Here is a 23,058-nt window from a genome sequence, read left to right as displayed (position 1 = left end):
GACGATCGGCGGCGGGTGAAGCCGCCATGCTACTGCGATGCCCCCCGAAACAAAAAACCGCGGCCCCTTTCGGGGCCGCGGCTGCATCACGTACTGATCGGATGGATCAGAAGCGCTGCTGGTACTTCATGTACACGAAACGGCCGATGTCGAAGCCGCCGTAGTACGAGTAGCCGGAGTTCGGCTGGTCGTAGTTCGGGCTGGCGTACTTCTCGAACACGTTGTTGGCACCCAGCGAGACCGTGGCGTTCCAAGGCGCATTCCAGCGCACCTGCACGTCGTGGAACGTGGTGGAACCCAGCTCGTTCAGCGGGACGATGTTGCCCTGCGTGTCCGGTGCAGCGTAGTCCGGCAGGCTGCAGCGGTCAGCGAAGTAGCAGTTCTCCTTCACACCCGAGTAGTAACGGGCGGTCCAGGTCGCGCCGAACTCGCCCAGATCCCAGCTCAGGCTGGCGTTGGAGCGCAGGCGGAAGTTGCCGCCGAAGCCGTTCTGCTGCGAGGGCACGCCTTCCAGGTTGTCGACCTTGATCTCGTTCTTGCTGACATACGTGCTGAGCCACGCCAGGCCGAAGCGGCCGTAGTCGGTCTCCATGCGGTAGTTCAGGTCGAAGTCGAAGCCTTCGGTCTCCACGAAGCCGGCGTTACGCAGGCCGAACGAGAGCTCGGTGATCTCGCCGGTGACCGGATCACGGGTGAACGTGTTCGGACCCTCGCAGCGCGACTCGATGCCACGGATGTAGCAGTCGTCCAGCATCGCCGTCGGATCATCACCGACGATGGTGTTGTCGATTCGGATGTTCCACCAGTCCAGGGACATGTTCAGGCCCTCGACGAACTCGGGGCTCCAGACCACACCCAGGGTCGACGATTCGGAGGTTTCCGGCGTCAGGTTCGGGCTCGAACCGGACAGGAAGGGAATCGGCGTCTGCGTGCCCGGGCCGTCAGCCAGACCGTCCGGATCGCTGGCGGGCTGGCGGTAACCGGCCGGAACGTCGGCAAGGCACTGCGGGCTGCCGGCGACGGAACCGAACGAGGTGTCGCAGGGATCGGTGTAGTACTCGAAGCTCTGCGAGATGCCACCGAACAGGTCGGACACCGTCGGGGCGCGGAAGCCTTCCGACCAGGTGCCGCGGACCAGCACGGAGTCGATCGGGCGCCAGGTGAAGCCGAACTTGCTGTTGGTGGTGTCGCCGAACGTGTCGTAGTCCGAGTAGCGCGTGGCGGCGGTGATGCTCAGCTCGCGTGCGAACGGAGCATCGGCCAGCAGCGGCACGAGCAACTCGACGTACGCCTCGTCCAGCGAGTAGCCGCCACCGGTCGGGCCGGCGGCCAGGTCGGTGGACGTACCCGTCTGCGCCAGCGCGTCCGGCGAGAAGAAGCCGTCCTCGGCGCGGTGCTCGACACCCACGGCGATGCCGACGTCACCAGCCGGCAGCGTGAACAGCGAACCCGCCAGGTTGGCGTAGTAGGCCTTGGTCGTCGTCTCGGAGAGCGCCTGGCCCGGCAGGTACAGGAACGCCTGCACTTCCGGATCGGCCAGGCCGCCCTGGCCGGTCACGCCATCGGGAACCAGCGGGTTCCACGGGGTGCACGCGCCCGGACCGAAGCCCAGCGGGATCGGATTGGCAGCCGTGCCGCACTGCACGACGCCCTGGCTGTTAAGGAAGGACGGTCCAACAGCCGCTTCGACCGCGGACAGGCTGAAGTTGCCGGTACTGATCTGGGTGCCCTTGTTCTGGTTGTACAGGTAGCCCACATCCCAGTCCCAGAAGCGCTCGCCGATTTCGAACGCGCCGGAGAACTCGCCGTTGAAGCGGAACGTGGTCAGGCTGTTGTCCACCACGCGCGGCACTTCCCAGCCGCGACGCCAGAAGGTGACTTCCTCGTCGAGCGGGTTGTAGTAGCTGTCGGCCGACATCGGCGTGCCGAACGCGTTGGAGCGGTACGGGTAACCCGCGTTCTGCGCCAGCGAATTGCGATCGGTGTAGAGGATGTCGCTCTCGAAGCGAACGTCGTCCGAGATGTCGTAGTAGCCATTCAGGAACATCGAGCGGCGCTTGACGCCCGAGTACACGGTCGACGCCAGCGACGGGTTGGTGCTGTCGAGGGCCGGATCGTACGGACGGTAGTTGGCGAAGTCGCTCGCGTCGCGGTCCTGGCCGTCGCGGATCAGGGTGTACGCATTGCCAGCGGAGTCATACAGCGTGCCGTACTGGCTGATCGACGACAGGCCGCCAGGACGCGGTGCGCCGTCCTCGGTGGTCGGGAAGCGGTTGCGGCTGAACCAGCGGTCGCCCGCCATCACCGGATCTTCCTCGGTGAACTCGACGCCGGCGGTGATGGAACCATTCTCGCCGGTGTTGCCCAGGATGAAGCTGTACTGCTCGCGCGTGCCGTCGCCCTGGCCGTACTGGCCGATGTAGGCATTGGCTTCCGCGCCGTCGAAGTTCTTGCGGGTGATGATGTTGATCACGCCGGCGATCGCATCGGAACCATAGATCGTCGATGCGCCGTCCTTCAGGACTTCGATGCGCTCGACCATGGCTGCCGGGATCGACGCGACGTCCTGCAGGCCGTCGTTGGTGATGCCCAGGCGCTTGCCGTTGACCAGGATCAGGGTGCGGTTGGCGCCCAGGTTGCGCAGGTCGATGTAGCTACCACCGACGGCCTCACCCGACGACAGCGGCGAGGTGCGGCTGATTGCCGGCGAGCCTGCGGCGCTGATGTTCTGGAGGATGTCTGCGACGGAGTTGAAGCCCTGGGCTTCGATGTCGGCGCGGTCGATCTGCAGCACCGGGGCCGCGGTTTCCAGGTCGACCTGGCGGATGCGCGAGCCGGTGACTTCGATACGGTCCAGCGTGGTCGCTTCAGAGGTCTCGGCCTCTTGCGCGGAAACGAACGCGGGGGTCAGTGCGATGGCAATGCTGGCCGGCAGGAGGCCGAGCCGCACTGCGTTGCGCGAGCTGCGTTGGGTCATCTATCTCTCTCCAAGGATGGTGCGTAATGAGCGCGTTGTTATCGCTGTGTTAAACGCCCCGACACGCTACGTCCCATGGCGCAACATGGCTTTGCGGGCCACGTCGGATGACTTTGCCGAATGAGTCCTTGCAGAACCTGCCGCGCGGTAGCGCGTGGCCGACGTCCCGAAACGGGCGCGGAACGCGCGGGCGAAGCTGCAGCAGTTGTCGAACCCCGATGCCGCCGCGACTTCGCCGATCATCATGTCGCTCTCGCGCAACAGGCGCGCGGCGTGCTCCAACCGCATGCGGGCGGCAGCCGCCTGCGGGCTTTCGTCGTACAGGCTCTGGAAGGTCTTGGAGAAGTACCAGCTGGAGAAGCTGGTCAGCTCGGCCAGCTCGCTGATGCGGACGATGCGGTCGCAGTTGCCTTCCATGTAGAGGCGTGCGCGCTGGAGGCGCCCGAACACCTGGCGCTTGCGCGTACGCGACCGGCCCGGGCAACGTGCCACGCGGTCGCCGAGGTCGCGCTGGATGGACGCCAGGTGCATCAGCAGGGGTCGCATCGCAACCATTGCATCCGCGTCGGGCTTGGCCACGCGATCGGCGGCGTCGCGCCACAGCCGCAGCGCCGTCCGCAGGTCACGTGCACTCACGCGCCCACGCCCCGCGTACAGCGCGGCGTCCGCATAACGCGCCATCTGCCGGGGGGTGTCAGTGCCTAGAGCTAACCCGATCGTGAGGCCATCACGGTCGGTCTGGATCAAGGGGCGGGATTCCTTGTCCAGCGCAAGCCAATCGCCCGCCGTCAGCCGGAAGCGGCCCTCCTTCGACTCGACCCAGCTGCTGCCACGTACCTGCATGAGCACGGTGAACCGCGCCCCCAGCTGGGCGCTGCCGAGTCGCGACACACCGATGAACTGCGTGGCCGTGCCGCCGCTCTCCGAAGGATCCGCCTGAACCTGCTGTCCGCGGTCGGACCAGTGAACGTGCTCCATCTGCCCATCCTGTTTGCCTATGCCAGCGCATGGATGTGCCCGATCGGGTGCCCGGCTTCAGGAAAGTTGGCGGACAGTTGTCCGAAATTATTCCGCGACACTCTTACGAAAGAATTACGAACGGACTTAATGCTTACCTATCAACAGGTTGGATGAACACAGTGGAACCGTCCGGGGTCTTGCCTGGCGGTGGAGGCAGGGGCATGAATGCGATGTCGGTGCCATCCTCGACCGTCAACGGCACGAAGATCGCGTCCAGCGCATTGCTGAGACTGAATCCCGTGGTGGTAGCGAGCTGGTCCGGTTGCAGGCACGTCGAGCGTGACGCCCGGAGGCCGGCAGCGGGCCCTGCGATGATGCGGAAGCTGGCCAAGCAGCGAGGGCTGGGTTCGACATATCCCACCTGCCCCGCTTCGTCGATGGCCCACGTCTGGTAGCGCCATCGAAGCGGTGCTTCGGGATCGACGCGCCGGATACTGCCCGGCGAAAGGTCCAGGTCTGCCTCCCATAATCCGTTGGCCGAGAGCCGCGTGAACAGCACCCGCCCGCCCGCCGGATCGACCCTGGCCAGCGACACGTCCTGCAGCGACGCCAGCCCGCGCCACGGTGAACGCGAGCGGTCGTAAAGGGTCAGCCGGTTCTCACCATCGTCATGCTGCGCGTTGACCAGCAGCCGGCTCGTGTCCGGCATATACGCGGCCTGCTGCGGACTGCCCTCGGGGACGGGCAGTCGTGCAACCCGTCCACTGGCAGGCTCGACTTCAAAAATGGCGGCGGGGCCGCCGCCCTCGACACTGCCATGCACCAGGAAGCGCGCGCTGTCGCGGGACCACTGCGGCATGCTGCCGGTGCTGGGGCGCAACCCGACAATCATCCGGGGATTGCGGGGCTCTTCCAGGTCCGCCCACCAGAGGTTGAAGTCACCCGCGCGGTCGGATGTGAACACCAGATGCCGGTTGTCGGGCGCCAGCGCGGGCTGGGTGTCGCGCCCGGTCGACGCGAACAGGTGGGCGGGAGGAGTCGTTCCGGCGCCCGAGCGGCTGATACGGAAGATCCCGAACTGCGGATTGCGGCGGACGAACGCCAGCATCCCGGCACGCGCCGCCACGGCCGGCGTCTGCGCGTCGCGAATGCCCAGATCGAGCACCTCACGGGTCTCCAGGTCCAGGCGGTAGATGCGGGTCTCATTGTCGACCCGCTGCCCGAACACCAGCGCGCGTCCGTCGGGCAGCCAGTCCCAACCGCGAATCTCGACGCTGCCAGTGGTCAGCGGCTCAGGCGTTCCGCCTGCGGCCGGCACGCGCCAGAGGCCACCCAGCTGGGGGTTGCGCACGAATACGATCCAGCGCCCATCGGGCGAGTACCGGGGGGCATAGTCCAGGTCGGTGCGGGACGTGTCGTAGTCGATGACCCGCCAGTCGCCGCTCACCAGGTCAAGCACCCGCAGCCCCGCGACACCCTCTCCCGTGGCCATGCTGCCGAACACCAGCCCTTCGCCGTCCGGCGTCCAGTCGAAACTCAACAGGTCATCGACACGGCACCGTGCGACCTCCCGTTCATCGCCTCCGACCGCAGCGACCACCAGGACCCGGCAGTCGTCGCCCGGCCCCTGGCGTGCAAACGCGATTTCGCGTCCATCCGGCGACCACGTTGGATTGCGATCGGACACGGCGTCTGCTGGAAAGCTCAATTGGCGTGGCTGGGACTGGTCGGTGGTCTGGACCAGGATGACGGTCCCGCGCCGCCCCGCCACCGTGGCCGAGTACGCGACAAGCGATGCATCGGGCGACAGGCTGGGGGCAAGCTCGAACCCGGGCGCCGAGGTGATGAGGCGATAGGGCCGCTCGTTGGCGGACGCGGGCGGCAGCCAGGTCGTGGCCGCCGGGCCGGCCGCCGCGGCATCGTGTTCCGGCGCGGGCGCGCCCTCCCCGCGAAGCAGCAACGCGGCCAGCAACAGCAACGCCAGCACGACGGCAACCGTCCCCGCGATGAGCGGCTCCGTCCAGGGTGAACGTGGAGCAGCGCGTGTCCTTGCGGGCCACGGCGTCACCGGGGCGGCCACGGTCCCCGGCGTCGCGGACGGCGCAGGTACAGTCTCCTCGACTGCACGCTCCATCTGCGGCTCCACGACCATCTCCACCCGCGCCAGCAGCCGGTAGCCGGTCTTGGCAATGGTTTCGATATAGCGAGCGTCGCCCCGTTGCTCCCCGAACGCCTTGCGTAACTGTGTGACGGATTGGGTCAGCACGTCGTCGGTGGGCAGCGTGTCGGGCCAGACGGTGGATAAAAGGGTCTCGCGGGGGACGACCCGCCCCGCCTGCTCCACCAGCACCAACAGCACCGCCATCGCCTTGGGCGTGACGCGCTTGGGCCGCCGCGCGTCCGGACAGGTGATCTCACGCAGCGGCACATCGACCATGCAATCGCCCACGCGCATCCGTTGCGGCAGTCGCGGTGCGGGCGGTGTGGGCGGATCGACCGATGGCGGCATGGGGCGTGAGGGTGCTCGGCAGCTGCGCCGCCGTCATGTGCCGAACGGCCCGCGCAGGCGAAGGTAGTAATGGGAAAGGAGAGCCGACAGGTTCGGCACACCGCCCGGCCCTGTCGGGACAGGCGCGGGGCGGGCGGATGATTCTACCTTGATGCCATGAACGCAGCCGCGCCTGCGTTCAGCCCAGGCCCCTCTCTCGCCGACGTCCTACAACCGTGGTTCCTCGATTCGCGCCATTGGCGCGATTTTTTTTGACGGCGATCACGTCCACTGCCGACGCGTCACGGTGAGTGCGATCAGCCGCGAGACCACCGTGGCGATGTAACCCACGCCCGCGAACTGCTGGAGCATCACCAGCACGCGCGCCGGCGACGACAGCGGCAGGATGTCGCCGTTGCCCACGCCCGACAGCGTACTGAAGCTGAGGAACAGCAGCTCGATCCATTGCCGGGGTCGCTCCGGCTCCACGACGCCCGTGAAGCTCCCCGGCACCCAGGCCTGGCAGGCGAAATAGGCGTAGGCGAACCCCCACGCCAGCAGCGTAAAGGTGGCGCCGGCCGCGAACAGCTCGTCGGCCGTGACCACGTGGTCGTCCATCATGTAGCGGATCAGGCTGCCGGCCGCGTAGAAGTACAGCGCGGCCTCCAGGATCGACGACCACGGCAGCCATTGCGGCTCCTGCCTCGTGATCGCCGCCACCGACAGCCCCATCGCCGGCAGCGCGAGCAGCCACGCCACCCAGTTGATGGCCGGACTCCGGTTGACCACCCACACCGCCAGTGGGACGACGACCAGCGTGGCGGCGCCGAACAGCGCGCGGTCATCCGGGCTCTCGTCCAGCAAGGGGTACAGCAGCAGGCTCAACAGCTGGACGGCGAGCAGCAGCGCCGATGGGTGCCGATGCAGCAGGATCTGCCAGGGCTTTCGCATCACGGCGCTCCGGACGGATTCGCGCGAGTGTGCGGCCGCCCCGCCCCCGCGGCAACGGCCACACCCGCGTGCACGTCAGGCCTTGCGGTAGACCTCCGCGCCCGCCTGGCGGAACTCCGCCGCCTTGTCGGCCATGCCCGCCTCCAGCACCGCCGCTTCGTCCACCCCGTGCTCGGCGGCGTAGTCGCGCACGTCCTGCGTGATCTTCATCGAGCAGAAATGCGGGCCGCACATCGAGCAGAAGTGCGCGGTCTTGTGCGCGTCCTTGGGCAAGGTCTCGTCGTGGTACTCACGGGCCCGCTCGGGATCCAGGCCGAGATTGAACTGGTCCTCCCAGCGGAACTCGAAGCGCGCCTTGCTCATCGCGTTGTCGCGCGCCTGCGCGCCGGGATGGCCCTTGGCGAGGTCCGCGGCGTGCGCGGCGATCCTGTAGGCCATCAGGCCCTCGCGAACATCGTTCTTGTTCGGCAGGCCCAGGTGTTCCTTCGGCGTGACGTAGCAGAGCATGGCCGTGCCGTACCAGCCGATCATCGCCGCACCGATGGCGCTGGTGATGTGGTCGTAACCCGGCGCGATGTCGGTGGTCAGCGGGCCGAGCGTGTAGAACGGCGCCTCGCCGCAGACCTCCAGCTGCTTGTCCATGTTTTCCTTGATCAGGTGCATCGGCACGTGGCCGGGGCCCTCGATCATGGTCTGCACGTCGTGCCTCCAGGCGATCTTGGTCAGTTCGCCCAACGTCTCGAGCTCGCCGAACTGGGCCGCGTCGTTGGCATCGGCGATGCTGCCCGGGCGCAAGCCATCGCCCAGCGAGAAAGCCACGTCGTAGGCCTTCATGATTTCGCAGATTTCCTCGAAGTGCGTGTAGAGAAAATTCTCCTTGTGGTGCGCCAGGCACCACTTCGCCAGGATCGAGCCGCCGCGGCTGACGATGCCGGTCACGCGCTTGGCCGTCAGCGGCACATAGCGCAGCAGCACGCCGGCGTGGATGGTGAAGTAGTCCACGCCCTGCTCGGCCTGCTCGATCAGGGTGTCGCGGAAGATCTCCCAGTTGAGCTCCTCGGCGCGGCCGTCGACCTTCTCCAGCGCCTGGTAGATCGGCACCGTGCCGATCGGGACCGGGCTGTTGCGGATGATCCACTCGCGCGTCTCGTGGATGTGCTTGCCGGTGGACAGGTCCATCACCGTGTCCGCACCCCAGCGGATCGACCACACCAGCTTCTCGACCTCCTCGGCTATCCCTGATGACACCGCGGAGTTGCCGATGTTGGCGTTGACCTTGGTCAGGAAGTTGCGGCCGATGATCATCGGCTCGCTCTCGGGGTGGTTGATGTTGTTGGGGATGATGGCGCGGCCGCGGGCGACCTCGTCGCGGACGAACTCCGGCGTGATCAGCTTCTGGATGCTGGCGCCGAAACTCTGCCCGGCATGCTGGTTGAGCAGGTGCGCCTCGCGGATGGCCTCGATGCGCTGGTTCTCGCGGATGGCGATGTATTCCATCTCCGGCGTCACGATGCCGCGGCGGGCGTAGTGCATCTGGGTGACGTTCGCCCCTGCGAGCGCGCGACGCGGCAGCGGCCGGTTGCCGAAGCGCACGGCGTCGAGCTTCGCATCACCTTCGCGGCGACGGCCGAACTCCGAACTCAGGCCCGCCAGCGCCTCGGTATCGCCGCGCTCGGCGATCCACCGCGCGCGCAGCGGCGCCAGTCCACGCGACAGGTCGATCTCGACGGACGGATCGGTGTACGGGCCCGAGCAGTCGTAGACCGCCAGCGGTGCGTTGTCCTCGCCGCCGAAGATCGTCGGCGTCTTCGCCAGGTCGATTTCGCGCATCGGCACTCGGATGTCGGGGCGAGAGCCCTCGACGAAGATCTTGCGCGAGCCGGGGATCGGCCGGACCACGTCGGACGACAGGCGGTCGGCCTGCTGGAGGAGCTCGGAGGGCACTGCGTTCATAGGGATTTCCCGCTTTCCTGTGGGAGGTCCGCACGAAGGTGTGCGGGCTCTTGCGAGGGACTCGCATGAAAGCGGCGGCGCTCGGCACGCCCGCAGGGGCGTGACCGGCGAAGCTCCCTACGGCGGTCTCAACCGCGTCAGGTTCGAAGGGTCTGTCTCAACCGCGGCCACTCGCCGCGGTACCCCCGCTTCGCCGCGCATTGGACCATCGACGCGCCTTCGGCGCCAGCGCCCCGCGTCGGCTGCCCGGCCGCGGGATGTTGCAGCGAGGTTTGCCGCGGCGGCGCTGGCTGCTACGGTTTGGCGATGAACATGACCCTGCGCACTTCACTTCTTGCTGCCGCTGTCGCCCTCTCGGGCTGCGCGACCGGCCCGACCTCCACCGCGTCCGCGCCACTGCCGGCCGACCGTTTCTACACGGGCCTTCAGGCCCTGTGCGGCCAGGCCTTCGCCGGTCGCGTCGTCACCGACACCCCGCCGCCGACCGGCGACAACCCGTTCGCCGGCAAGGACCTGGTGATGCACGTGCGCGGGTGCGACGGCAACGAATTGCGGGTGCCGTTCCATGTCGGCGACGACCGCTCACGCACCTGGGTCATCACTCGCACCGGCCCGGGCCTGCGGCTCAAGCACGACCATCGCCACGAAGACGGCAGCCACGACGCGGTGACCATGTACGGCGGCGACACCGCCAGCCTGGGTACGGCGACGCGGCAGGAGTTCCCGGTCGACGAGTTCTCCAAGGCGATGTTCCTGCGCGAGGGCCTGAATGCTTCGCTCACCAACACGTGGGCGATGGAACTGCAGCCGGGACGGACCTTCGTCTACGAGCTGTCGCGCCCGGGCGGCCGGCTGTTCCAGGTCGAGTTCGACCTCACCAGGCCGGTCCCGCTACCGCCCGCGCCGTGGGGCGATGAGGATTGATCGCTTGGCCGCTATCTATCTTGACTCCTTCTCCCTCCGGGAGAGGGATGGCGAGAGGGTTCGGCGAAGCTGAAATGGCGATGATTGCTGGAACAATCAAAAGCCCGCATTGCGCGGGCTCTTGTGTATGCGACTGATGCTCGCCCTCTTCCACTTCGCCGAACCCTCATCCGCCCTTCGGGCACCTTCTCCCGAAGGGAGAAGGAAAGTCAGTCCGCTCGCTCCGGCAGCCTGACCCGAAACCACGCCGCATACAGCGCCGGCAGGAAGAACAGGGTCAGCACCGTGGCCACCAGCAGGCCGCCCATGATGGCGACCGCCATCGGTCCGAAGAACGCGCTTCGCGACAGCGGGATCATCGCCAGGATCGCCGCCAGTGCCGTCAGCACGATCGGACGGAAGCGGCGGACAGTGGCCTCGATGATCGCGTGCCAGGTCTCGGCGCCCTCGGTTCGGTCCTGCTCGATCTGGTCCACGAGGATCACCGAGTTGCGCATGATCATGCCCGCCAGCGCGATCGTTCCCAGCATCGCCACGAACCCGAATGGCACCTGGAACACCAGCAGGAACAGCGTCGCCCCGACCAGCCCCAGCGGCGCGGTCAGCAGCACCATCACGCTGCGCGAGAAGCTGCGCAGCTGCACCATCAGCAGCGTGAACACCACCAGCAGGAACAGCGGCATGCCCGCGGCGATCGACGACTGTCCGCGCGCGGCGTCCTCGACGCTGCCGCCCACTTCCACCGAGTAGCCATACGGCAGGCCGGCACGGATGTCGTCGAGCGTCGGCGAGATCTGCGCCGTGACCGTGGCCGGCTGCGTTCCGTCGTAGATGTCGGCGCGCACGGTCATCGTCGGGCGCAGGTCGCGGTGCCAGATGATGCCTTCCTCGAACCCGTACTCGAGCGTGGCGACCTGGGTCAGCGGCACGCTGGTGCCACTGCCGGTCGGCACCATCAGGCTGCCCAGCATGTCCAGGCGCAGGCGCTCGTCGTCGGTGCCACGCAACGACATCTCGACCAGGTCGTTGCCCTCGCGGTACGTGCTGATGTGGCTGCCCGAGAGCGAGCTCGACAGGAACTGCGACAGCTGCGCCGAGCTGATGCCCAGCGCGCGGGCGCGCTCCTGGTCGACGTGCAGGCGCACGACCTTGCCCGGCTCGTCCCAGTCCAGGTTGACGTTGGCCACGTGCGGGTTCTGCCGCATCTGCTCGCGCACGCGGTAGGCAATCTCGCGCACCTGCTCGATGTGCTCACCCGAGACGCGGAACTGCACCGGATAGCCGACCGGCGGACCGTTCTCCAGGCGCGTAACGCGCAACTGCAGCTCGGGGAAGCGCGGCACGACATCCTCGATGATCCATTCGCGCAGGGCTTCGCGCGCTTCGATGCTCTCCGGCATCAGCACGAACTGGGCAAAATTGGCGGCCGGCAGCTGCTGGTCCAGCGGCAGGTAGAAACGCGGCGAGCCGGTACCGACGTAGGCGACGAAGCTGGTCAGGTCCTCGCGCTCGGCCAGCATCTCCTCCAGGCGCCCGGCGGCCGCGGCGGTGGCCTTGAGCGAACTGCCCTCGGCCAGCTCCATGTCGACCATGAGTTCGGGCCGCACCGAATCGGGGAAGAACTGCTGCGGGACGAAGCGGAACAGCACCAGCGATGCGGCAAAAGCCGCCACGGTCATGGCGATCACCAGCCAGCGACGACGCACGCACCACGCCAGCCACCCGCGCAGCCGCATGTAGAACTTCGTGGCATACGGGTCGTGGTCACGGCCGTCGTGCGGCGGTGGCGCGATGACGTCGGCGAACGCCGGGTACCTGTCGGCCCAGCGCTGGCGACGTGCGTGCCAGCGCGCGGCAAGCGAGCCGGGCTTGAGCGCGGCGCCATGGCCGTGGTCCGGCAGCAGCTTGTCGCCCAGGTACGGGATGAACACGACCGCCGCGACCCACGACACCAGCAGCGCGATGGTCACCACCTGGAACAGCGAACGCGTGTACTCGCCGGTGCTCGAGGCCGCGGTCGCGATCGGCAGGAAGCCCGCCGCGGTGATCAGCGTGCCGGTCAACATCGGGAAGGCGGTGGACTCCCATGCGAAGGCCGCGGCCTTCAGGCGGCTGAAGCCCTGCTCCATCTTGATGGCCATCATCTCCACCGCGATGATCGCGTCGTCCACCAGCAGGCCCAGCGCCAGCACCAGCGCGCCCAGCGAGATCTTGTGCAGGCCGACGCCGAAGAAGTCCATCACCGCGAAGGTCATCGCCAGCACCAGCGGGATCGACAGCGCGACCACCAGGCCGGTGCGCACGCCCAGCGACAGGAAGCTCACCAGCAGCACGATCGCCACGGCCTCGGCCAGCACCTTGACGAATTCGCCGACCGATTCGGCGACGGCCGCGGGCTGGTCGGACACCTTGCGCAGTTCCATGCCGGCCGGCAGCGTGTCCTGCAGGCGCGCGAATTCCTGCTCCAGCGTCTCGCCCAGCGCGAGGATGTCGCCGCCCTGCTTCATCGCCACGCCGATGCCGATGGCGTCCTCGCCCATGAAGCGCATGCGCGGGGCCGGTGGGTCGGAGAAGCCGCGGTGCACCTCGGCCACGTCGCCAAGCCGGAAGGTGCGGTCGCCCACGCGGATCGGGAAGTCGCGGATGGCATCGACGGATTCGAACTTGCCGTCCACGCGCAGCGGCACGCGGCTGCTGCCGGTTTCGAAGAAGCCCGCCGGCGCCATGGCGTTCTGCTGGTCCAGCGCCTGCTTCACCGCCGCGGCCGGCACGCCGAGCGTGGCCAGCTTGGTGTTGGACAGCTCGACCCAGATCTTTTCGTCCTGCACGCCGAACAGCTCGATCTTGCCGACGTCGGGCACGTCCTGGAGCGCCAGCTGCACGCGCTCGGCGTAGTCCTTGAGCACCGCGTAGTCGAAGCCCTCGCCGGTGAGCGCATAGATGTTGCCGAAGGTGTCGCCGAACTCGTCGTTGAAGAACGGGCCGATGACGTCGGCCGGCAGCAGCGGCCGCAGGTCGCCGACCTTCTTGCGCACCTGGTACCAGAGCGGCCCGATCTCGGCCGAGCGCATCGAATCGCGCGCGGCGAAGATCACCTGCGACTCGCCCGGCCGCGAGTACGAGCGGATGAACTCGTACTCGCCGGTTTCCATCAGCTTCTTCTCGATGCGCTCGGTGACCTGGCGCGAGACCTCTTCGGCCGTGGCGCCGGGCCAGCGCGTCTGGATCACCATCACCTTGAAGGTGAATGCCGGGTCCTCGCTACGGCCGAGGTTGAGGTACGACAACGTGCCGGCCAGTGCCAGCACCAGCATTGCGTAGACCACCAGGCTGCGGTGGCGCAGGGCCCACTCGGAAAGATTGAAGCGCATGGGAACGGCCTGCGGTCAGGGGCGCACGGGGCGGTTGTCGCGATCCACCGGCGCGACCTTCTGGCCGGCGCGCAACAGGTGTCCGCCGGCGGTCACCACCCAGTCGGTTGCGGCAAGGCCGTCCGTGACGACCACGCGATCGGCGCCATAGGGACCGATGCGCACGGGGCGCAACTGGAGCGTGGCGTCCTTTGCGTCGACCACGAACACCGATGCAGTGCCGCCCTCGCGCACCAGCGCCGACAGAGGCACGCTGAGGCGGCCATTGCCGGCGCCGGCGAGGAACACGCGCGCGCTCTGGCCCAGGTCCAGGGCCTCGGGCGGTGCATCGACGGTGGCGCGCGCGGCGAACGTGCGCGATGCCGGGTCGGCGGCGGGCGCGATCTCGCGGATACGTCCCGGCAGGCGCCTGGCCTCGTCGGACCACAGCGACACCTGCACGGGGTCGCCCACGTTGATTTCCTCGATGGCGCCCTCGGGCACGGCGAACAGCACCTCGCGCGGGCCGTCCGCGGCCAGCGTGAAAACTGCCTGCCCGGCAGCCACCACCTGCCCGGCCTCTGCCTGGCGGGCGGCGATGACGCCATCGGCGGGTGCGGTCAGCCGGGTGTACGCGGCCTGGTTGCGGGCAACGTCGAGGTTGGCGCGCGCCGCGTTGACCTGGCCCTGCGCGGCCATGGCTGCGGCGTTCTGCGCATCGATGGTGGAGCGGCTGACGAGCTGCCCCTCGCCCAGTTGCGCATAGCGGGCCTGGTCGGCGCGGGCGCGGCCCAGCTCGGCTTCGGCCGCGGCCAGTTGCGCCTGCGCCGCGCGCGACTGCGCCTGCAGGTCGCCCGGATCCAGCCGTGCCAGCACATCGCCCGCGCGGACGCGGTCGCCGACGTCCACAGACCGCTCCACCAGCTTCCCTCCGACACGGAACGACAGCGCGCTTTCCTCGCGCGCACGCACGTCACCTGCGAATGCGGTAGCAGCCGCGGTCGCCGGTTGCGGTCGGGCGACCAGCACCGGCCGCACCTGCTCCGGGGCGGCGTCGCCACCCGTGCAGGCCGCGAGCAGGGCCAACGTGAGCAGGGGCATCAGGAGCAGGCCCGGCCGACGGGGGGCAAGGCGAAGGGCGGAGCGCATGGGGGCAGCCTCAGCGGCAATTAATGGACCGTCCGGTACTGTATAAATATCAAACCGATTAGTCTAGTATTCAGCCATGCCTGTATCGATGAAACGCGAAGGCGGCACCAAATCCGCCGGCCCCGGACGCCCCAAGGATCTGGCCAAGCGGGCCGCCATCCTGGACGCCGCCAAGCGCATGTTCACCCAGCACGGGTTCGAGGGCGCCAGCATGGACCAGATCGCCTCCGAAGCCGGCGTCTCCAAGCTCACCGTCTACAGCCACTTCGGCGACAAGGACAGCCTGTTCGTCGCCGCCGTGCGCGCCTACTGCGAGCAGCAGTTGCCGTCCTCACTGTTCCAGACCGAAGAGCCGGGCATGCCGCTGCGCGAGCGGCTGCTGGCGATCGCACGCGCGTTCTACGCCATGATCAGCAATCCGGAAGCCGTGGCCGGCCACCGCGTGCTGTGCTCGCCCCAGCTGTCGGAATCGCCACTGCCGCGGATGTTCTGGGAGGCCGGTCCGCAGCGGGTGCAGGACGAGTTCGCGGCGCTGCTGCGCCGGCGCATCGCCGCCGGCGAGCTCGAGATCCCAGACGTGGCGCGCGCCTCCGCGCAGTTCTTCACCCTGCTCAAGGGCGAGCCGCACGCGCAGCTGGTGTTCGGCTGCAACGCACTGTGCCAGCACGATCTGGAGTCACATCTGGAGGCTTCGGTGGATCTGTTCCTTCGTGGATATGGCACTTCGCGCCGACGCTGAGGCCCGTGTGATGCCGTCCGACCCGGTGACTTCCGGCACTCAGTCGGGCCCGCTACCCACGGCGATCCTGTGCGCGCCGGCCGCCATGGCCGCCGGTACAATGCGCGGCTTGCCCGTGAGAGCTTGAAATGACGACGATGGACTACGCCAAGGCCCGAGAACTGATGGTGGAACAGCAGGTGCGTCCCTGGGACGTGCTGGACATGCGCGTGCTCGAGACGCTGTCCAACCTGCCGCGCGAAGCCTTCGTGCAGGACCAGCACCGCAGCCTGGCCTACGCCGACCTGGCGCTGCCCTTGGGGCATGGCGAGTCGATGATGAAGCCCGTCGTGGAGGGCCGCACGCTGCAGTCGCTGGCACTGGAGCCGACCGAGGACGTGCTCGAGATCGGTACCGGCAGCGGCTTCCTGTCCGCGTGCCTGGGCCGCCTGGCGCGCAACGTGGTCAGCCTCGAAATCCACGCCGACCTGGCCGACGCGGCGCGGGCGCGCCTGCAGCGCCAGCAGGTCGGCAATGTCGAAGTGGTCACCGCCGATGCCTTCGGCTGGGACACGACGCGCCGCTTCGATGCGATCTGCGTTACCGGCGCGACCGCCGATATCCCGCAGTCCTTCATGACGTGGCTGCGCCCGGGTGGCCGCATGTTCGTGGTCCATGGCCGCTCGCCGGCGATGGATGCGGCCATCGTGCACGCCCCCGCCGAGCGCAACGACGTCAACGCCGGCCGCATCCAATCGTTGTTCGAAACCGACCTCCCCTACCTCGTCGGGGCCGCGCCGCGGCCCAGCTTCGTGCTCTGACCGGCCGCGTCGGACCCGACCATCGGGCCGGACATGGCGACCCCGCGAGTCCCCGCAGCGCCGCACCGGAGGGTGCGGTTGTTCAAAAAAGGAAACCGCATGACCCGCCCCAGTTTGCTCCGCCGCCCCGTCGTCCTCGCCCTCGCAATCGCCCTGCTGCCCGCCGCCGCGTCGGCCGAAGACCTGCTGCAGACCTACGAACTGGCGCGCCAGGGTGACCCGCAGCTGTCGGCCGCCGAATCCAACCGCCTCGCCATCCGCGAAGGCTCCGTGCAGGCCCGCGCCGCGATGCTGCCGCAGATCGGCGGCAGCGCCTCGCTGTCACGCAACCGCACCGACAGCGACGGGATCCAGGCGTTCGGCACCACGCTGGTTCCGGACGATGGCAGCAACGATTCGACCACGCGCCAGTTTGGCGTCCGCCTGGACCAGATGGTGTTCGACCTGGGCAACTTCACGCGCCTGAAGAGCCGCAATGCCCTGAGCCGATCCAGTGACTTCCAGCTCGAGTCGGCCAATGACTCGCTGGTCACCCGCACCTCGGCCGCGTACTTCACGGTCCTGGTCGCACTGGAAACGCTGGCCGCCGCCGAGGCCGCGGAAACCGCGTTGCAGAAGCAGTTCGACTTCGCCTCCAAGCGACTCGAGGTCGGGCTGGCCCCGATCACCGACGTGCACGAGGCCCGGGCCACCTACGACAGCGCGCGTGCCAACACGATCCTCCGCCGCAACGAGGTGGAGGACGCCTACCAGGCATTGGCGGAGATCACCGGCCAGCCGGTCCGCGACCTCCAGGGCCTGCCCGAGGACTTCCAGCCGGTGTTGCCCGCAAGCGAAGGTGTCGACGAGTGGGTGCAGATGGCGATCGACAACAATCCGGCGCTGCAGGCCAAGGCCTACCAGTTGCAGTCGGCCGAGGCCGACATCCAGACGGCGCGGTCGGGCCACTGGCCGACGATCTACCTGGGCGGAAACTACGGTGATACCAACACCGACGGGTCCACGACGGACAACATCGAGGACATCACCCGCAACTTCGAGAGCAACAGCCAGTCGCGCAGCATTGGCGTGACGCTGAACGTGCCGATCTTCTCTGGCGGCGCGACGCAGTCGGGCGTGCGGCAGGCCATCGCCCTGCGCGACGTCACGCAGGATGAACTCGTCCAGCAGCGCCGCGCGCTGGAGCGCAACACGCGCAACGCCTACCAGGCGCTGGTGGCCGGCATCAGCGAGATCGAGGCGCGCCGGCTCGCGCTGTTCTCGGCACGCAGCGCGCTGGATGCCTCGCAGGTCGGCCTGGAAGTGGGCACCCGCACCGTGCTCGACGTGCTGACCAACCAGCAGAACCTGTTCACCGCCCAGCAGGCGCTGGCGCAAGCGCGCTACAACTACCTGCAGAACCTCCTGCTGCTGCAGCAGGCGGCGGGCACCCTGGACATCGAGGACGTACAGGCGGTCAATCGCCTGCTGACGGTCGACACGGAGGCCCAGGTGCAGTCCGACATGGTGCGCTGAGCACTTCAACCTGCCTGGTTCGAAACGCTCCCGGTCGCACGGCCGGGAGCGTTTTTCGTTTCAGGGACAGGGCGCGGTTCACCGCGCGGGAAGCACCGGCTGCAGCAGCGCCAGCGTCTGCGCGAGCGCGCCACGGCCGGTTTCCACCAGCGCGCGGCCGGACTCGGACATGCGATGACGGGCCTCGCTGTCGTCCAGCAGGGCCAGCACCGTTTCGGCAACGGCCTCGGTGTCCTCGCAGATCCGTAGCGCATCGGCATCGCGCAGGCGCTGGGCGATTTCGCTGAAGTTGTGCAGGTGCGGCCCCGTGACGATGGCTGAGCCGGTCGCGGCCGGTTCCAGCAGGTTGTGCCCACCGATCGGCTGCAGGCTGCCGCCCACGAAGGCCACCTGCGCGCAGGCGAAGAAGCTCATCAGCTCGCCCAGCGTGTCGATCACGAATACACCGTCGCCACGCGAGGGCCAGCGCGCACGCGAGCGCGTCGATACCTGCCAGCCGGCCGCGCGCGCATGCTCGGCCGCGCTGCGGAAGCGCTCGGGATGGCGCGGTGCCCACAGCATCAGCGCGTCGGGATGGCGTGCGCGCACGCGCCGGTGGATGGCAATGGCGGCCGCCTCCTCGTCCTCGTGGGTGCTGGCGGCAATCCACACGGGGCGGTCATGGCCGGCGCTGCGGCGGAACTCCTCGACGAAGGCATCCAGCCCCACGGGCACCAGCACGTCGTACTTCAGGTTGCCGACGTCCACGACCTGCGCGGGGTCGGCCCCGAGCCGCACGAAGCGCATGGCGTCGGCCATCGACTGCGCCGCCACCGTGCGCACGGTGCGCAAGGCGCGACCTACCAGCGGCGCGAGCACGCGGTACCCCCGCAGCGAACGCTCCGACAGCCGCGCATTGAGGATGAACACCGGCACGCCGCGGTCGCGGCAACCGAACAGCAGGTTCGGCCACAACTCGGTTTCCATGATGAGCGCCGCGTGGGGCCGGAAGTGCGCGAGGAAACGTCCCACCGCGCCCGGCATGTCATAGGGCAGGTAGACGTGGTCGATCTCGTGGCCCCAGAGCGCGCGCACGCGCTCCGAGCCGGTCGGGGTGATCGTCGTCACCAGCAACCGCAGGTCCGGCCTCCCGCGCCGCAGCGCATTGACCACCGGCACAGCGGCGTTGACCTCGCCCACGGACACCGCGTGCAGCCACAGCGTGCGCTGCGTAGGCGGCGACCGGTACCGCGCGTAGCGTTCCGACCAGCGTTGCAGGTACGCAGGCAGCCGGAAGCCACGCCAGATGAGGTGGTAGACCGTCACCGGGGCCAGCAGGTAGAGCGCGAGGGAATACGCGATGCGCAGCAGGCGCTCGATCGGGTCGGTCCGCATGGCGGCAAGGATAGCGGGCGCATGGGCGCGGGACTCACGCAGCATCCACGATGCCCTCTGTCCAGCGCTCCCGAGCCGCCCGTTCGCCGGTGTCGCGCCGACCGCGCATGCAACACGGCTGCCCCCTGAGTCGTTCCCATCCCGGCTGCGTACCGGGTGGAAACCAGCGCTTCGCTAGAATTGCCACCATGTCATCCGCGCCTGCCGCTTCTCCCACGCCGCCGAAAGGGCCCCGCCATTGGCCGACGTGGCTGGCAGTGGGCGTGATGGTCCTGGCCGGCCGGCTGCCGTGGCCGCTGCAGCGTGGGCTCGGTCGTGCGCTGGGCGCGCTCGCCTACCGCCTCGTACCGCAGCGCCGCCACGCGGCCGAAACCAACCTCGCCTTGTGCTTCGCGGACATGGATGCCCGATCACGCGAGGCCCTCGTACGTGCGAGCTTCCGCGACCTGGGTGTCGGCCTGTTCGAGTTCGCGCGCGCCTGGTGGGGCGACGTCGCGCCCATGCGCCGCACCGTCCGCATCGAGGGGCTGGAGCCGATCCAGGCGCTGCATGCCCAGGGACGGGGTGTGCTGCTGGTGTCGGGCCACTTCATGACGCTGGAGATGTGCGGGCGACTTATGTGCGACCACCTGCCGTTGGCCGGCATGTACCGCCGCTACCGCAGCCCGGTGATGGAGTGGGCCGTGCGGCGTGGCCGCGCCCGGTATGCGGCGGCGATGTTCGGCAACGACGAGCTGCGCCCGGCGATGCGCCACCTCAAGCAGGGCGGCATCCTGTGGTACGCACCCGACCAGGACATGCGCGGCAAGGACACGGTGTTCGCGCCGTTCTTCGGCGTGCCGGCCGCGACGATCACCGCCACCCACCAGTTCGCGCGGCTGACCGGTTGCGCGGTGGTGCCGTTCTTCCACCGGCGCGAGGGCGCGGACTACGTGCTGCGGCTGGGCGCTCCGCTGGAGGACTTCCCGTCGAAGGACGCACTGGCCGACAGCACACGCGTCAACGCCGCGATCGAGGCGATGGTGCTGGAAGCCCCCAGCCAGTACCTGTGGATCCACCGGCGCTTCAAGCGGCGACCGGAGGGGGAAACGAAGCCGTACTAGGGGACCCGGGACTTCAGGCCGGGGGCTGGCTCGGCGCGACGGCTAGTCCCTGGCCGCTGTCGGCTGCGCCAGCAGGCTGCCCGCGTAGAGCGCCGCCAGCAGCAGCGTCAGCCCGCCCCAGAACGTCGAGTAGAACGCCAGGTGGGTGTTGAGCGGGAACACCGTGACCGCCAGCGCCAGCATCGCCGGGCGCGCGTGCTCGCGCGAGGCGGCATCGGCGAAGCGCCACGCCCGCCACGCCATCGCCGCACCGGCCAGCCACAGCAGCAGTCCGAACACGCCGGTTTCGCTCAACACCTCCAGCACGATCTGGTGCGCATGCAACGCCGGCCCATCGCCCCACGCGGCCACTTCGCCGGGCTCGGGATCGCAGGCGGGAAACGCCTCACGGAAGCCGCGTGCGCCGACGCCATTCACCGGGTGCTCGCGCACCATGCACGTGGCCGCGCCCCAGATGCGGGACCGTCCCGACAGCGCCATGTCGACGCCGGCCTCGTCGGCCTGCAGCACGTGCGTGGTGCGGACGATGCGCTCGCGCACCTGCGGCGAGGCCGCGGTCAACACGGCCAGCGCGATTGCACCAAAGGCGAAGACACCCAGCAGCTTGCGCCAGCCGAGCAGGCCCCAGCCCGAAAACAGGATGACGAGGCCGTAGGTGATCCACGACGCCCGCGACCCGGCCAGCAGGATCACCAGGCCGACGGCCGCGGCGGCCACCAGCCAGCCGGTGGTGCCGAACCGGCGCCCCGCCGCGAACAGCAGGAACGGCGACAGGCTGGCCAGCACCAGTCCGAGCTTGAGGTTGCACGGGCCCAGGATGCCGCTGAGGCGGTCTACGCTGGCGACTTCCTCGGCCGTGCACATGCCGTGGCCGCTGATCAGTTGCTTGATCGCGTCGATGCCGAAGAACAGCGGACTGGTGCCGATGATGACCTGCGCCAGCGCATCCACGGTCCAGACCGCCATGATCACGGCCAGGCCCCCGAAGGTGGTGCGCCGGCCGCGGTCGTTGGCCACCGCGGACGCCGCCAGCCACAGGAACGGCAGGTAGCGCAGGTCGACCGCCGCCTCGCGCAGCGCGCGGCCCACGTCGACCGAATCGAATGCCGATACCAGCTCCGGCAGCCAGTAGGCGAAGAACAGCACGCTGCTCAAGGCCCAGGCCTGGTGGCTGAGCAGTTGCACGCCGCCGCGGAAGCGCGAAGCGACCAGCTGGTAGATCGCCACCAGCGCGCCCAGCACCAGCAGCGCTTCGGCGTAGCCCGGCGCGGGCCACAGCGCGACGTGGGTCAGGATCCAGGCGGGCGCCCAGCGCCAGCCGGTGGCGACGGAGCGACCCGACGGGGCGAGATCAGCCGCGGGGGCGGTCGAGGAGTTCGGCATAGACGGCAAGGGTAGCGTCCTGCATCGACTGCAGGGTGTAGGGGATCGAGGACGGCAGCGCGGGTGGATCGGTCAGCAGCGCGACGGCCGTCGTTGCCAGCGCCTCGGCGTCGAAGGCAGGCACCGCACCCGACGGCTGCAGTTGCTCCAGCAGTTCGCCGACACCGCCGTGCGCCCAGCCGAGCACGGGCCGGCCCACCGACAGCGCTTCCACGACGGTGCGGCCGAAGGCCTCGGGCTTGCGCGAGAGCTGCAGGACGAGGTCGCTCGCCGCGTAGGCGCGGGCAATCGCGTCGGTCGGCGCGGTGAACGCGATCGCATCCGCCACGCCCAGCGCATCGGCTTCGCGCTCAAGCTCGGCGATGTAGGCTTCGCGCCCGCGTTCGCGCGCGCCCGGCAGCCACAGGCGCGCATCCACGCCGCTGCCGCGGACGGCGGCCAGCAGCGCCAATGCATCGGCGTGCCCCTTGAGGCGGGTGCCGCGGCCGGGCAGCACCAGCAGCGGCCCCTCGCCGCCCAGCGCCCGGTGCAGCGCCGCTGCCCATGCACGCGCATCGGCGTCGGGTCGCGGTGCGCGCGGGAAGTCGGCCGGGTCGATGCCGCGCGGGATGACGCGCAACCGCGCCGGGTCGGTCTTGGGGTAATGCCGCAGCACGTAGTCGCGCACGGTGCCGGAGACGCAGATGACGCGCTCGCCGCGCGTCATCACCGCGCTGTAGCGCGAGGGCGAATTGAGCCCGTGCACGGTCGTGACCAGGCGAGGCCGCGCGGCTGCGTCCATGCCCGCGATGGCGCGTAGTCCCATCCACGCCGGCAGGCGCGAGCGCGCGTGCACCAGGTCGACGCGCTCGCGCTGCAACAGCGCGCGCAGCGGGCGGACGTGGCGAAGGGTCAGCAGCGACTTGCGGCCGATATCGAGGGTGACGTGTTCGGCGCCGATCGCGAGCAGGCGCGGCACGAGGCGGCCGCCGGCGGAGACGACGATGGCGCGATGGCCGGCTGCGACCAGCGTCTGGGCGATTTCCAGGGTCGAGCGCTCGACTCCGCCGGATTCCAGCGCGGGCAGCAGTTGTACGACGGTGCGTCGCACGCCGGCGATGCCGGCCGGACGCTGGGGCATCGGTTCACCCGGCCCCGGGTGGGTCACGGCCGCCACCGGGCCGCGGCCTGGCTCAGTCCTCGAGCACGAAGTGCGCGCCGCAGTACGGGCACTGGCACTCACGCTCGGCTTCGATCGGCAGGTACACCCGCGGGTGCGAGTTCCACAGCGCCATGGACGGCAGCGGGCAGCTCAGCGGCAGGTCCGCACGGGTGACGGTGTAACGGCGCTCGGCGTTGGCCTGAGTCGGATGGTCGTGGGCGGCGGTCATGGCGGTCGTGTCTCGCGGGGGC

At 69.0% G+C, this 23,058-nt stretch carries 16 protein-coding genes and 1 riboswitch; of the genes, 5 read left to right on the top strand and 11 right to left on the bottom strand.

Features of this window, described 5'->3' with window-relative positions; translation table 11 throughout:
- Positions 1 to 106 precede the first annotated feature (106 nt).
- The 5 genes from K6753_RS13860 to thiC all read right to left on the bottom strand — a co-directional run bounded on the left by K6753_RS13860 (position 107) and on the right by thiC (position 9,329).
- On the bottom strand, positions 107 to 2,977 hold the full coding sequence (locus K6753_RS13860) for a TonB-dependent receptor plug domain-containing protein (protein WP_223677058.1): 2,871 nt from the start codon (positions 2,975 to 2,977) through the stop codon (positions 107 to 109).
- A gap of 66 nt (positions 2,978 to 3,043) precedes the next feature.
- Positions 3,044 to 3,955 (bottom strand): helix-turn-helix domain-containing protein, encoded by a 912-nt coding sequence (locus K6753_RS13855; RefSeq protein WP_223677057.1) that lies wholly within the window; start codon positions 3,953 to 3,955, stop codon positions 3,044 to 3,046.
- A 133-nt stretch (positions 3,956 to 4,088) separates the two neighbouring features.
- Positions 4,089 to 6,446 carry a winged helix-turn-helix domain-containing protein gene (locus K6753_RS13850; protein WP_223677056.1) on the bottom strand — a complete coding sequence of 786 codons (2,358 nt, stop codon included), beginning with the start codon at positions 6,444 to 6,446 and terminating at the stop codon, positions 4,089 to 4,091.
- Between the two features lie 261 nt (positions 6,447 to 6,707).
- Positions 6,708 to 7,376 carry an ion channel gene (locus tag K6753_RS13845; protein ID WP_223677055.1) on the bottom strand — a complete coding sequence of 223 codons (669 nt, stop codon included), beginning with the start codon at positions 7,374 to 7,376 and terminating at the stop codon, positions 6,708 to 6,710.
- 75 nt (positions 7,377 to 7,451) lie between these two features.
- Positions 7,452 to 9,329, bottom strand: coding sequence for a phosphomethylpyrimidine synthase ThiC (gene thiC / locus K6753_RS13840; protein ID WP_223677054.1), 1,878 nt, complete (start codon positions 9,327 to 9,329; stop codon positions 7,452 to 7,454).
- A gap of 97 nt (positions 9,330 to 9,426) precedes the next feature.
- Positions 9,427 to 9,526, bottom strand: a riboswitch (TPP riboswitch).
- A 115-nt stretch (positions 9,527 to 9,641) separates the two neighbouring features.
- Here thiC and K6753_RS13835 point away from each other — a divergent pair.
- Positions 9,642 to 10,253, top strand: coding sequence for a hypothetical protein (locus K6753_RS13835; RefSeq protein WP_223677053.1), 612 nt, complete (start codon positions 9,642 to 9,644; stop codon positions 10,251 to 10,253).
- 209 nt (positions 10,254 to 10,462) lie between these two features.
- Here the strand turns inward: K6753_RS13835 and K6753_RS13830 are convergent, their stop codons facing one another.
- Together K6753_RS13830 and K6753_RS13825 are read right to left on the bottom strand one after the other, a co-directional pair.
- On the bottom strand, positions 10,463 to 13,624 hold the full coding sequence (locus K6753_RS13830) for an efflux RND transporter permease subunit (protein ID WP_223677052.1): 3,162 nt from the start codon (positions 13,622 to 13,624) through the stop codon (positions 10,463 to 10,465).
- Positions 13,625 to 13,639: 15 nt separating this feature from the next.
- A complete protein-coding gene (locus K6753_RS13825; RefSeq protein ID WP_223677051.1) occupies positions 13,640 to 14,704 on the bottom strand; it encodes an efflux RND transporter periplasmic adaptor subunit in 1,065 nt (354 codons plus the stop codon).
- 124 nt (positions 14,705 to 14,828) lie between these two features.
- Between K6753_RS13825 and K6753_RS13820 the strand changes: the two genes are divergently transcribed.
- From K6753_RS13820 to K6753_RS13810, 3 genes are all read left to right on the top strand, one after another.
- Positions 14,829 to 15,491, top strand: a complete 663-nt coding sequence (locus tag K6753_RS13820; protein WP_223677050.1) for a TetR/AcrR family transcriptional regulator — start codon at positions 14,829 to 14,831, stop codon at positions 15,489 to 15,491.
- A gap of 128 nt (positions 15,492 to 15,619) precedes the next feature.
- A complete protein-coding gene (locus tag K6753_RS13815) occupies positions 15,620 to 16,291 on the top strand; it encodes a protein-L-isoaspartate O-methyltransferase family protein (protein WP_223677049.1) in 672 nt (223 codons plus the stop codon).
- A 114-nt stretch (positions 16,292 to 16,405) separates the two neighbouring features.
- On the top strand, positions 16,406 to 17,806 hold the full coding sequence (locus tag K6753_RS13810; protein ID WP_223677080.1) for a TolC family outer membrane protein: 1,401 nt from the start codon (positions 16,406 to 16,408) through the stop codon (positions 17,804 to 17,806).
- Positions 17,807 to 17,884: 78 nt separating this feature from the next.
- Here the strand turns inward: K6753_RS13810 and waaA are convergent, their stop codons facing one another.
- A complete protein-coding gene (gene waaA, locus K6753_RS13805; RefSeq protein ID WP_223677048.1) occupies positions 17,885 to 19,180 on the bottom strand; it encodes a lipid IV(A) 3-deoxy-D-manno-octulosonic acid transferase in 1,296 nt (431 codons plus the stop codon).
- A 188-nt stretch (positions 19,181 to 19,368) separates the two neighbouring features.
- Between waaA and lpxL the strand changes: the two genes are divergently transcribed.
- A complete protein-coding gene (gene lpxL, locus K6753_RS13800) occupies positions 19,369 to 20,283 on the top strand; it encodes an LpxL/LpxP family Kdo(2)-lipid IV(A) lauroyl/palmitoleoyl acyltransferase (protein ID WP_223677047.1) in 915 nt (304 codons plus the stop codon).
- A 42-nt stretch (positions 20,284 to 20,325) separates the two neighbouring features.
- Here the strand turns inward: lpxL and K6753_RS13795 are convergent, their stop codons facing one another.
- The 3 genes from K6753_RS13795 to K6753_RS13785 are packed head-to-tail and all read right to left on the bottom strand — an operon-like array spanning position 20,326 to position 23,036.
- Positions 20,326 to 21,666, bottom strand: a complete 1,341-nt coding sequence (locus K6753_RS13795) for an O-antigen ligase family protein (protein WP_223677079.1) — start codon at positions 21,664 to 21,666, stop codon at positions 20,326 to 20,328.
- The gene (locus tag K6753_RS13790) at positions 21,635 to 22,786 is read right to left on the bottom strand and encodes a glycosyltransferase (protein WP_223677046.1); all 1,152 of its coding nucleotides are present in this window, start codon (positions 22,784 to 22,786) and stop codon (positions 21,635 to 21,637) included. The genes K6753_RS13795 and K6753_RS13790 overlap by 32 nt, the downstream gene beginning before the upstream one ends.
- A 52-nt stretch (positions 22,787 to 22,838) precedes the next feature.
- Positions 22,839 to 23,036: a zinc-finger domain-containing protein gene (locus tag K6753_RS13785; protein ID WP_223677045.1), complete on the bottom strand. Its 198-nt coding sequence runs from the start codon at positions 23,034 to 23,036 to the stop codon at positions 22,839 to 22,841.
- Positions 23,037 to 23,058: the final 22 nt, after the last annotated feature.

Origin of the sequence: Novilysobacter selenitireducens (genome assembly GCF_020026895.1) — a bacterium.
Taxonomy (GTDB): Bacteria; Pseudomonadota; Gammaproteobacteria; order Xanthomonadales; family Xanthomonadaceae; genus Lysobacter_C; species Lysobacter_C selenitireducens.
Note: the sequence above shows the minus strand (reverse complement) of the source record. Positions and strands in the feature narration are given on the sequence as shown.